At 38.7% G+C, this 12,405-nt stretch carries 11 protein-coding genes; 8 read left to right on the top strand and 3 right to left on the bottom strand.

Annotated features, from left to right (window positions below; all coding sequences use genetic code 11):
* Positions 1–14 precede the first annotated feature (14 nt).
* From RTR43_RS05325 to RTR43_RS05315, 3 genes are all read right to left on the bottom strand, one after another.
* Positions 15–812, bottom strand: a complete 798-nt coding sequence (locus tag RTR43_RS05325; RefSeq protein ID WP_312470212.1) for a response regulator transcription factor — start codon at positions 810–812, stop codon at positions 15–17.
* 2 nt (positions 813–814) lie between these two features.
* Positions 815–2,008, bottom strand: coding sequence for a histidine kinase (locus RTR43_RS05320; RefSeq protein WP_312470211.1), 1,194 nt, complete (start codon positions 2,006–2,008; stop codon positions 815–817).
* Positions 2,009–2,240: 232 nt separating this feature from the next.
* Positions 2,241–3,380: a 1-propanol dehydrogenase PduQ gene (locus RTR43_RS05315; protein ID WP_312470264.1), complete on the bottom strand. Its 1,140-nt coding sequence runs from the start codon at positions 3,378–3,380 to the stop codon at positions 2,241–2,243.
* Positions 3,381–3,765: 385 nt separating this feature from the next.
* Here RTR43_RS05315 and RTR43_RS05310 point away from each other — a divergent pair, with 385 nt between their 5' ends.
* The 8 genes from RTR43_RS05310 (at position 3,766) to cutD (ending at position 12,392) form a co-directional block, all read left to right on the top strand.
* Positions 3,766–4,680 carry a phosphotransferase gene (locus RTR43_RS05310; RefSeq protein ID WP_312470210.1) on the top strand — a complete coding sequence of 305 codons (915 nt, stop codon included), beginning with the start codon at positions 3,766–3,768 and terminating at the stop codon, positions 4,678–4,680.
* 411 nt (positions 4,681–5,091) lie between these two features.
* Positions 5,092–6,210, top strand: a complete 1,119-nt coding sequence (locus RTR43_RS05305; protein ID WP_312470209.1) for an EamA family transporter — start codon at positions 5,092–5,094, stop codon at positions 6,208–6,210.
* Positions 6,211–6,226: 16 nt separating this feature from the next.
* Entirely contained in the window at positions 6,227–6,493 is a 267-nt protein-coding gene (locus tag RTR43_RS05300) for a hypothetical protein (protein WP_312470208.1), read from the top strand.
* A 68-nt stretch (positions 6,494–6,561) separates the two neighbouring features.
* The gene (locus RTR43_RS05295; RefSeq protein ID WP_312470206.1) at positions 6,562–6,858 is read left to right on the top strand and encodes a BMC domain-containing protein; all 297 of its coding nucleotides are present in this window, start codon (positions 6,562–6,564) and stop codon (positions 6,856–6,858) included.
* Positions 6,859–6,881: 23 nt separating this feature from the next.
* Entirely contained in the window at positions 6,882–7,184 is a 303-nt protein-coding gene (locus tag RTR43_RS05290; RefSeq protein ID WP_312470204.1) for a BMC domain-containing protein, read from the top strand.
* 31 nt (positions 7,185–7,215) lie between these two features.
* Positions 7,216–8,703: an aldehyde dehydrogenase family protein gene (locus RTR43_RS05285; RefSeq protein WP_312470202.1), complete on the top strand. Its 1,488-nt coding sequence runs from the start codon at positions 7,216–7,218 to the stop codon at positions 8,701–8,703.
* A gap of 78 nt (positions 8,704–8,781) precedes the next feature.
* On the top strand, positions 8,782–11,322 hold the full coding sequence (gene cutC / locus RTR43_RS05280) for a choline trimethylamine-lyase (protein WP_312470200.1): 2,541 nt from the start codon (positions 8,782–8,784) through the stop codon (positions 11,320–11,322).
* A gap of 116 nt (positions 11,323–11,438) precedes the next feature.
* A complete protein-coding gene (cutD, locus tag RTR43_RS05275) occupies positions 11,439–12,392 on the top strand; it encodes a choline TMA-lyase-activating enzyme (protein WP_312470199.1) in 954 nt (317 codons plus the stop codon).
* Positions 12,393–12,405: the final 13 nt, after the last annotated feature.

The following is a 12,405-nucleotide window of genomic DNA, read 5'->3' as shown; positions in this document are numbered from 1 at the left end:
TATAACAAGTGATATTAACAGCCAACATTAATTTTATCAGTTGAATCACTCTGTTTTAAGGCATGAACATATTTTCTATACGTTTGGGGGGTCATGTTCATTTTTGCACAAAATACCCTGTTAAAATATGAAGGGTCTGAGAAACCGCATTCATATGAAATCCGGTAAGCTTGATAATTGGTTATTTCCAACAATCTGCAGGCATATTCCATTCTCAGTTGATTGATATAATCAGTAAAAGCGACACCCTTCTCCTTTTTAAAAACATGGCTAAAGTATTTGGGATTCACAAACACCTTGGATGCAACCATTTCCAAAGTCAATTTTTCTCTGAAATGCTCTTTAATATATTTTATGGATTCTTCGATAAAGTAAAGTCGATCTTCCGTTGTTTCAACGCTCAATTCCATAGGCTTTTCCTCAACCAGTACTGTACCGTTTGATGACGCTTTCAACATTTTGTTTAATATTTCTTTGAACACAATAGGTTTAACGGGCTTTAAAAGATATTCGAAAACTTTAAGACTAATCGCTTTTTGTGCATATGAAAACTCTGAGTAGGCTGACAAAATCGTAATACATGAGTTAGGCAAAAATTTTCTGATTTCCTGAATGGCAGTCAGTCCATCTATTTCGGTAATCATCAAATCCATTAAAATGATATTGGGCCGATACTGTTTTGCAAGTTGAATAGCCTGAACTCCGCTCTCACAAGTTAACAGCTTATCGTCCGGATGAAGCTCATCTCGTACAAGTAATGTAAGGAACTCAAGTTCAAGTATTTCATCTTCGACAATCAAGACAACGTTCATCGCTAGCACCTTCCTATCGGTTGAGTGGGAATTTTAATGGTAACCGTACTACCGCTGTAGTCAGATTTTACGATTTCCAATCCGTAACATTCCCCATAATATCTTTTTAAACGTTGGTTGGTACTCCGAAACCCTAGACCCGTATTATTTTCAGATTTTTGTATCTTAGCTAATACATCTTTTGGAAAACCATTCCCATTATCTGCAATCGAAATAATGATTACCTTATTAGCTTCTTCCGCGTAAATATTAATTTTTCCTCCGTCACGCTTTGGAGTAATGGCGTGAATAAGTGCATTTTCAACAATAGGTTGAATCACCATGTTAGGGATTCTATAGGACTTAATTTTTTCCGGGACATCAATGTTATATTCCAAACGGTTTTTAAATCGTGCCTTTTGTATGTATAGATATTTCTCAATGTTGTCTATTTCAGAAGCAATGGTATGCAGCTTATCTGCCTGCTTAAGATTGTATCGCAACAAATCGGACAGGCAGTAGATCAGTTCCTCGGTTGAGTGGGAATGCTCAAAATATGCAATACGGGCAATGCAATTCAAGGTATTGAACAAGAAATGTGGATTGATGACCAGCGACATGTTCTTCGCTTCTAAATCGATAATCTTTTTCTCAAGCATTTCCTTTTCAATCGACAACCTTGCAACATCGGAATTAGCATGACTAACACTTTCGGACAAGTCAATCGAAATATTCTTTGCAATGTGGCTGCATAATTGTTCATGTATTTTAATTTTATTAGGTTCGACAGTTTTCAGTGAGGAGATAGATTTAGCAATAAACTCTAATTCTGTGTTTTTCTCATTTTTAAGTGACTGAATATTAATCATAAATTTTTGATATTCGGTATCCTGTGAATATACCTGCATACCGGCTATATATCCTAGAGTCTCATCCTGTACCATAATAGGCAAAAGGATGTTTTCGAGACCATATCTGCAGACAAAGCTGCCCTCATCGCCTGTTTTAAACCGAAAATTGTAGTCGGGGCATACCTGGTCTCCCCGTTCTCGGCATATATGGGTGCAAAAATCGGGTGATGGGATTAACTCAATTAAAATCTGCCCATTAGTATCTACCAAAAACAAGGAAATATCTGATAAGGATAAAATTCCGCTATAGCGGGCATAAATATTAGAGGCTATTAATTTTTTAAGAGAATTATCGGTTGTCTTCATTCTAGTACACCTCGCTGCCAACAGTTGATAATGAGAATAAGAGTAAATAATGGTTAGTAAGAACCATCCTTTCATAATTATAGCAAAAGAAAAATAGCATATTTTAAGCTTATTGTGAAGATTCCATCTCATTTTTGAGTTTAGCCATTGCTAATTTAGAGCAAAAATAAACCTCCCTATTGAAAAAACAATTGGGAGGTTATGAGTTAACTTACTGTTTATAAATACACAATCAATAACACTTTTGATAAATTCGTATCAAATCTTCCTTTGAAGGCTGCTTTGGGTTGGTTGGGGTACACCGATCTTGTACAGCTGTTTCACTCATTTGCTCTAGTGCTTTTTCAAACTCGATTTGATCCACACCAAGGGTCTTTATATTCTCTTCGACTCCTAGTGCTTTTATCAGTTTCTTAATAGCCGACATGAAATTAACGGTTCCTTCACGACGTGTCCTAGCTGGAAGTTCCAGCACCTTTGCCAGTTTTGCGTATCTCTCGGCAGCATAACCGTTGGCACTTCCACTTAGCTCAGCATTATATTCAATAACCGTATTAAGCAAAAGCGCATTCGAGCGACCGTGTGAAATGTGGAATGTCCCCCCTAAAGCATGTGCAAGGCTATGATTGATGCCAAGACCCGCATTTGTAAAGGCCATTCCTGCTAAGCAGGAAGCATTTAGGACTCGATCCCTTGCTTGGTCATTCTTTGTGTCCTTGTAAAGCAACTCAAGGTTTTCAAATATAAGTTTAATTGCTTTTTCTGCTAGAGCATCGGTAAAGTCGGATGCTTTTGTTGAAACATATGCCTCTATGGCATGAACCAAAACATCTATCCCTGTATCTGCTGCCACACGTTGAGGAACATGTTGAATACAGGTAGAGTCAAGTATCGCAATGTCTGGTGAAATCAATTCATCAATAATGACTACTTTTTCACCTTTGGAGGTAATCACAGAAAAGTCGGTTACCTCTGAACCTGTTCCACTGGTGGAGGGGATTGCAATAAAGAGTGGTTTTTTTATTTCTAATCCTTCTATGCTTCCAAACTTCCACATGAAATAAAGGATGCCTTTAGCCGTGTCAATGGCAGAGCCTCCGCCAATCGCAACGAGAACATCTGCACCACTATTTCTGTAAAGCTTCAGCCCATCTGCAATTAAACCTACATCCGGATCAGGGCGCACCCCTGTAAAAACAGTTGAACTAATTCCCGCTTCATTTAGATGGTCAACCACCTCTTGAAGATATCCTAGAGATTCCATAATAGAGTCCGACACAATAAATGCTCTATTTCCGCTAATCTTCTTTAAAGACTTTAGGGAATGATTGTTAAAATAGACCTTGGTATTAAGTAAAAATGTATCCTCTATGATAGTTCCCTCCCATTCTACTTACTTTTTTTTTAGATTTATTGCATTAAAACTGTTGGTTAACTTTACTAAGATGATTAATAATGCCCATATGATAGCATACAAAATGATTATTATCTTGAAGATTCGCCATAAGGATATAGCATTATCTATCCGATTGAAATTAGACATTGCACATAATCTTTTTTCTTGAACAATCGTTATATTGACGGGTAACAAGGGCTGTAAAGACATGGAAACATTGCATTGATTCTGGTAAACATTATTGCTATAATTTGAATGTTTAAATCAGCTTTGTGAAGGTTTAATTAAACTGTTTTGTCGACCGTTGCTTGTAATCTCTTAGTTAATAAATAGAATTTAATGTGCATTGGTGGGAATAGTTATGAAAATGGAAGAAATAGTACAAGAAAAGCTTCGTCTCTTATTTAATGATGACAGCATTATATTCGATAAATCCCGTTTTGCAGGCGGGCTCACCAATTACAACTATATTATGAACATTAAGGGAACTGAATATGTAATTCGGCAACCAGGTGGAATGACCAACCAGATCATCGACCGAAAAATTGAAAAGGTTAACAACAAGCTGGCCTCAGACCTTGGCTTGAATTCTGAGATTGTTTATTTTGATGAATTTAGTGGAATTAAAATTAGTGCATACATTAAAAATAGTAAAAACGTGGCTCTTTCTGACCCGTACAGCCAGGGAAACTTGAGAGCTGTATCAAGTTTAATGAAAAAAATTCACACAAGCTCAGTTCGTTTTCCTAATTCCTTTGATTGGCACAAGGAATTACAAAAGTATGAAGAGCTTGTGAGAGAGCTTAACGGCGATTTTTTCTTTGACTATGCTGACTTGAAAAATAAGCTGCTAGAATTTGCTCATAAAAATATTACTACTACAAATTCTTGTCCTTGTCATAATGATACAGTGCCTGAAAACTTCTTGGTTAACGACAATGGCAGAGCCTTTCTGATAGACTGGGAATACTCAGGAATGAACGATCCAAGCTGGGATGTGGCTGCGTATATTCTTGAATCAAAACTGACGGAGGAATCCATTGATTATCTTCTTTTGGAATACTATGGCCGAGTACCGGCTGCTGTAGAAGTATTAAAGATAAAATCTTTTATTTTAGCACAAGATTTGCTTTGGACGGTATGGGCACTGATCAGACACTATAATGGTGACGATTTCCTCGACTACTGCGTCTTTAGATATGAACGCTTCCGAAAAAATGTCAGGGCACTCACTTTTTCATCAGATTGTTCAATTGCCGAGATGGTAAAAATCTAGATAACTAATTTAATATTTTTTGATGACTAGATAAACGCTTTGAGAAATCAAGGCGTTTTTTTGTATTGGAATGGAAAATATCCAGTTAAATCCTCCTATAAAACCCTATAAATCCAATTGAAAATATTAGTAAGGTAGTAGTAATGGAAAAAAAGTAACGATTGTACAATAACAGAAAAAAACTGAAGGATATTCTACAGTAAATTAATCCTGTAATGCCATAATAAAATTCCTTGTTCAGTTATGATTAAGCTGTTCTAGAAAATTGAAATATCAAAAATAATGTTTTACCAAGTAAAGATAAATTATAAAGGTAATTAAGATCGGTTAAAGCACAGCAAGATATTACCTTTTTAAATTTATATTTATTGTAAATATATTAAAAAATTTACTAGAAAGGGAGTTGTGTCTATGAAAGAAGTGACAGGAGCAGCTAATGCTGTTGCAGTTTCAGCGAAAAATAAGATAGCATCACAATTTTTTAAAAAGGGTATCATAATCGCTTTATTCTCAGGTCTTATGTATGGATTCTACTCAGCATTCCTGACATTAGGTATGTCTAAAGGGGTCTGGGCTGACTGGTATGGTGCCAATACAGCTGCTTTATCCGCCTTTGTTATTACTTATTTACTTGGTGCGCTTGGAAGCGCTGTTAATGATACATGCAGCGCGGGATGGGCATTACTGAATATTGGTGTAAAAAGCAAATTGGGAGATTTCTTTAGAACGCTTAATACCAAACCTGGTCGTGTGATGATTTTAGCAGCGCTTGTGGGAGGTCCTATTTCAAGTACAGCATATGTGGTTGGTCTCCAGATGGCTGGTTCTATTGTTATTCCTATTACAGCCCTTTGTCCGGCAATTGGTGCAATTTTAGGAAGAATATTATTTAAGCAGCAATTAACCAAACGGATGATGCTGGGGATAGCGATTTGTGTACTTGCTAGTTTTATGATTGGCAGCACAAGTATTAGCGGTGATGCACCAGAAGGTATGTTTTTAGGTATTTGTATTGCCTTTATTGCAGCTCTTGGCTGGGGCTTTGAAGGCTGTGTAGCTGGTTATGGTACATCCATGATTGACTATGAGATCGGGATTACGATTCGTCAAAGCATCTCAGGCCTTTCAAATCTTATTATTCTACTTCCCATTTTTGGAATGATTTCAGGCGATGTTTCAATTTCAACTGACCTTGCTGTTCAGGCATTTACCAGTGGTCCTGCTATGATTTGGATTGCTATAGCTGGTTTTTGTGCCTTTATTTCATATATGAGCTGGTATAGGGGTAACAGTATGTGCGGTGCCGCTCTAGGAATGGCTTGTAATGGTACCTACTCTTTCTGGGGACCATTCTGTTGCTGGATCGTACTTGGAGTCTTCGCAGGTATGAAGGGTTGGGCATTACCTCCTATCGTTTGGATTGCAGCTGTAATGATGGTTTTTGGTATCTTGGTTATTGCAATGAATCCACTGGATTTATTCAGAAAAAAAGGCAATCAAGACCCAATGGATCAAAAGAAAGTAGGCTAATAAAGGAGAGTCATTTATGAAACCGCTTAACTACGCAATTCTAAAACACTTCACAAAAGTGAACGAGGCATGTGCAGAAGAAGTCATAGATTCCTTAAGAGGAGAATATGGCAAATTTAAAGCGCTTAATAAAAAAGCTGTCATTTCAGCGTTAATGACAGCAGAAGCGAACGGACTTCTTGAAGAAACAAGATTCGAATTAGACCAAGCAGGTGAATTAAGAATTTACTACCATGCACACGAAGAAGGCGCAGATACCATTAATAAATACATTAAAGACTAATTTAAGTATTTTTAACAATTCAATGAGTTCAAAAATAATTGATTTTACCAGCAGGGAGGGTAAATAAGATGAGGTATCGAGGAGATGAGGCTTTAGGTCTTATTGAAACAGTAGGTATGGTCCCGGCGCTAGAGGCAGCAGATAAAATGTTAAAGGCAGCAAATGTGGAGCTAGTATCATACGAAAACGTGGGATCCACTTTAGTTACGATTATGGTGAAGGGGGATGTTGCCGCTGTAAGAGCATCAGTGGAAGCAGGCGCTGAAGCTGCTGCCGCAATCGGTAAATTAACAGCACATAATGTTATGCCGCGCCCGATTAAAAGTGTCGGTGACATTGTTTCTTTATATGACATTGATAATTAAAAAAAGTTAAAGGACTAACTACTATGAATAATTATGAAGCGTTAGGCTTAATAGAAACATTTGGTATAGTTTATGTCTTAGAGGCAGCAGATGCCATGTGCAAAGCAGCAGATGTCGAGTTAGTTGGTTTTGAGAACGTAGCTTCCGGATATATTTCTGTGTTAGTTCACGGTGATGTTGGGGCTTGTAGAGTAGCTGTAAGCACTGGCGTAAAAGCGGTAGAAGATATGGGTTCTCAAGTTTACAGTTCTGTTGTAATCGCAAGACCGCATGCCGATATAGAAAAAATTATTGCGCGTTATTCAATCGAAAACTTGCTTGGTTAATGTGCGGTTGGATCGAAAGGGAGAGTTAGAAATGAATATTATTGATAATGATTTGCTCTCCATCCAAGAAGCTCGAATTCTTGTGGAAAATGCACGCGAAGCACAAAAAAAGCTAGCTGCCTTTCCGCAGAAAAAACTGGATGAGATTGTTGAGCGCATGGTAGAAGAGATAGACAAGCATGCACGTGAACTTGCCATGATGTCCAGTGATGAAACGGATTATGGAAAATGGCAGGATAAATATGTAAAAAACAAGTTCATTAATAGATACCTGATTAACAGATTAAGAGGAATGACTTATGTAGGGATTATTAACGATGATGCACAAAGCAAGACAATGGATATCGGTGTCCCGATCGGTGTCATTATTGCTCTTTGTCCTGCGACCAGCCCAGTTTCTACTACTATTTATAAGGCATTAATAGCAATAAAGTCCGGCAATGCGATCATCTTTTCACCACATCCTAGAGCGAAAAATACAATTGGTAAGACACTAGACATTTTGATTCGCGCTGCTGAGGGATATGGGTTGCCAGAAGGAGCCCTTTCCTACTTGCAAACCGTTACACCTAGTGGAACAGTCCAATTAATGAATCATGCCGCAACCTCCTTGATTATGAATACAGGTGTACCTAGTATGCTAAAAGCAACACAAAGGTCAGGTAAGCCAGTTATTTATGGAGGAAATGGCAATGGACCTGCATTTATTGAACGTACAGCTGACATCAAACAGGCGGTACAGGATATTATTGCTAGTAAAACATTTGATTACGGAGTTGTATCTGCAGCGGAACAAGCTGTTGTAGTAGATCGGTGTATAGCTTCAGAAGTAAAGCGAGAGTTTCAGAATAATGGCGCGTATTTTATGACAGAAGAGGAATCACAAAAACTAGGGTCTCTCTTTTTCCGGTCGGACGGAAGGGCGAATACAGAAATGGTTGGTAAATCTGCACAGCAATTGGCTAAGCAAGCTGGTTTTAATGTGCCAGACAGTGTGCTCGTCCTGATATCAGAGCAAAAATACGTTTCCGATACTAATCCATATTCGAAAGAAAAGCTTTGTCCTGTTTTGGCCTATTACATAGAAGACGATTGGATGGATGCTTGTGAAAAGTGTATTGAATTGTTAATTAGTGAGCGGAACGGTCATACTCTTGTCATTCACTCAACAGATGAAGCAGTCATTCGCCAGTTTGCCTTAAAAAAACCTGTGGGCAGAGTACTTGTTAATACCCCAGCTACTTTTGGAAGTATGGGTGCGACAACGAATCTATTCCCTGCAATGACTCTTGGCAGTGGATCTGCAGGTGTAGGGATTACTACCGATAATGTTTCACCAATAAATCTAATCTATATCCGCAAGGTTGGATACGGAGTCCGAAAGACAGAAGAGATTAGAAATGGTGTGTTATCAGAAGAAGCACTTTCGGTTGCCAGCGCTGCCCAGTCTACTGCATATAAGTTAGAAGACATTGAACTGCTGAAGTCTATTTTGAAAAATGCTATCGAAGAACATTGATAGTTATATAGGTTCGGTGTAAGTTATATCAATTCTCATATAAGTATCTAAAAATAAACTGAATGAGAGGTAAAAAATTTGGATATTCGTGATTTTTCAAAAAAATTAGCAGAAGCAACAAAAACCATGTCTCCTGAAGAACGAGCAGGGTTAATTAAGTTATTTGAAGGCGTTACAACGAATATGGCAAAAGAAGAGGAAAGCGAATTTACGAAAGAATCTAGTCATCATGACGGGGTTCCAGAGGGGATGACTGAACGCCTAAAGAGGTTAAAAGAAAACTATATGAAGCATGTTCCTTCAATTACTACCCACCGTGCTAGAGCGATAACAAAGATCGCGAAGGAAAATCCCGGCATGCCTAAGATTATGTTACGGGCAAAATGTTTCCGTTATTGCTGTGAGACAGCACCATTGGTTATTCAGGATGATGAGCTGATTGTTGGAGCACCAAACGGAGCCCCTCGCGCTGGAGCGTTTTCGCCGGATATGGCTTGGCGATGGATGGTTGACGAAATTGATACAATTGGAACTCGTCCTCAGGACCCATTTTACATCTCTGAAGAAGATAAAAGGATTATGCGTGAAGAACTGTTCCCATTCTGGGAAGGTAAGTCCGTTGATGAATATTGTGAAGATCAATACCGGGAAGCCGGTGTCTGGACACTTTCTGGCGAATCCTTTGTTTCTGATTGTTCGTACCATGCTTTAAATGGCGGCGGTGACTCCAATCCGGGCTATGATGTCATTCTGATGAAAAAGGGCATGCTGGATATTCAGCAAGAGGCAAGGGATCATTTAGAAAAACTAGATTACCAAAATCCAGAAGACATTGAAAAGATCTATTTCTACAAATCTATTATTGATACAACAGAGGGCGTAATGATTTATGCCAAGCGTATATCTGAATACGCTGCAGAATTAGCTGCAAAGGAAAAGAATCCAAAACGTAAGGCAGAATTAGAAAAGATTTCCGAGGTGAATGCTTGGGTACCTGCCCATAAGCCCCGTACTTTTTGGGAAGCGATTCAATCCGTTTGGACGATTGAATCACTGCTAGTGGTGGAAGAGAATCAGACAGGTATGTCAATCGGTCGTGTGGACCAGTATATGTATCCATTCTATAAGGCAGACAGAGAATCAGGCAGAATGACTGACTATGAAGCATTTGAACTGGCTGGTTGTATGCTGATTAAAATGTCTGAAATGATGTGGATTACAAGCGAAGGTGGTTCTAAGTTTTTTGCAGGGTATCAGCCATTTGTCAATATGTGTGTTGGCGGTGTGACACGGGACGGCCGCGATGCAACCAATGACCTCACCTACCTGCTTATGGATACTGTTCGTCATGTTAAGATTTATCAGCCGTCATTGGCCACTCGGATCCATAACCAATCACCTCAGAAATATTTGAAAAAAATTGTGGATGTTATTCGCTCTGGTATGGGATTCCCTGCATGTCATTTTGATGATGCACATATCAAGATGATGCTGGCAAAAGGTGTTTCGATTGAAGATGCACGAGACTATTGCTTAATGGGCTGTGTTGAACCTCAAAAGTCCGGTCGTCTCTATCAGTGGACTTCCACCGCTTATACCCAATGGCCTATCTGCATTGAATTAGTTCTAAACCACGGTGTTCCGCTCTGGTTTGGAAAGCAGGTCACCCCGGACATGGGAGATTTGAGCCAATATAAAACTTATGAAGATTTTGAAAACGCCGTTAAAGAGCAAATGAAATATATTACAAAGTGGTCAAGCGTAGCTACCGTTATCTCTCAGCGGATTCACAGAGAAAAGGCTCCCAAGCCTCTCATGTCTATCATGTATGAGGGCTGCATGGAAAGAGGTAAAGATGTTTCTGCAGGCGGGGCTTTGTACAACTTTGGCCCAGGTGTTGTCTGGTCTGGTTTAGCTACCTATACAGACTCAATGGCTGCAATCAAGAAATTAGTATTTGACGAGAAGAAGTATACCCTAGAACAGCTTAATGAAGCATTAAAGGCTGACTTTGTTGGCTATGAACATATTAGAACCGACTGCCTGAATGCTCCTAAGTATGGTAACGATGATGATTATGCTGATTTAATTGCTTCAGATTTAATTAATTTTACAGAGAAGGATCACCGTAAATACAAGACACTTTACTCTGTTTTAAGTCATGGTACATTGTCCATTTCGAACAACACTCCGTTTGGACAATTAACAGGAGCATCTGCAAATGGTCGTCGGGCCTGGTTGCCATTGTCTGATGGTATCAGCCCGTCTCAAGGGGCTGATGTAAAAGGTCCGACCGCTATTATCAAGTCTATTTCAAAGATGGCTGTTGATAGTATGAACATTGGTATGGTTCATAACTTTAAGCTTATGGCTGGATTGCTCGATACGCCTGAAGGGGAAGAAGGTATTATTACCCTTTTACGTACTGCTTCTGTACTAGGCAATGGAGAGATGCAATTCAATTATCTTGATAATAAAACATTGATCGAAGCACAGAAACATCCGGAGCAGCATCGTGATTTAATTGTTCGGGTAGCAGGTTACAGTGCATTCTTTGTCGAGCTTTGTAAAGATGTTCAAGACGAAATTATCAGCAGAACGATGCTGACAAAAATATAAGTCTCAATTTAAATCAACTATCTGCTGCTTGTAATAAGCTGTTGTAAGCTGTGCTTTAGGACAAGTAGCAGAATTATTAAAATTATTACGCTGAATCACACAGGAGATTGAACAGTATGGGCAATCCAAAAGAAGGAATAATCGAGAGAAAAGCATTTATTTCCAACATACAGAAATATAATATGTTCGATGGACCGGGTGTAAGAACAATTGTGTTTTTTAAAGGATGCCCATTACGTTGTAAGTGGTGTGCAAATCCTGAAGGACTCGAACGAAAATATCAAGTAATGTTTAAAAGAAGCGCATGTACGGATTGTGGTTCCTGTGTTTCTGTCTGCCCAGTCGGTATCCACAGTATTTTAAAAGAAACCTCAAAACATGAAGTATCGCGCAACATTGATTGTACTGGCTGCCGTAAGTGTTCTGATATTTGTCCGGAGTCGGCATTATCTATTGTTGGTGGTATGAAAACTATTTCTGAACTTTTTGAGATAGTGGAAGAGGATAGATTGTTTTATGAAATGTCTGGCGGCGGCATTACGTTAGGCGGTGGCGAAGTATTAATGCAGCCTGAGGCTGCAGCGAATCTGCTGATGGTTTGTAAGCAAGAGGGGATTAATACGGCAATTGAAACCAGCGGCTATGCAAAACTAGAATCTGTTCTCAGAGTTGCAGAGTTTGTGGATTTGTTTCTTTATGATATCAAACACATTAATTCCGAGCGTCACTTTGAATTAACAGGAGTTCGTAATGAACTGATATTAACCAACCTAAAGGAGCTTCTTACCCGCAGATATAACGTGAAGATAAGGATGCCTTTATTAAAAGGAATCAATGATAGCCAGGAGGCAATTGAAGGAGTTATTCAGTTTTTACTGCCATTCCGTAACTATAAAAACTTTAAAGGAATTGATTTACTGCCGTACCATAAGTTCGGTGTAAATAAGTACAACCAGTTAGGAAAAGAGTATCCGCTGACAGGGGATCCAAGCTTGAATAATGAGGAAATGAAAAGGATTGAGAATTGGTTTAAGGAATATGACTTCCCAGTTATGGTTATCAATCACTGACATTTAGTTTAGA

This window comes from Neobacillus sp., assembly GCF_031988165.1.
Classification (GTDB): domain Bacteria; phylum Bacillota; class Bacilli; order Bacillales; family Cytobacillaceae; genus Neobacillus; species Neobacillus rhizosphaerae.
The sequence above is the reverse complement of the archived record's forward strand: the minus strand, read 5'-3'. Positions and strand labels throughout refer to the sequence as shown.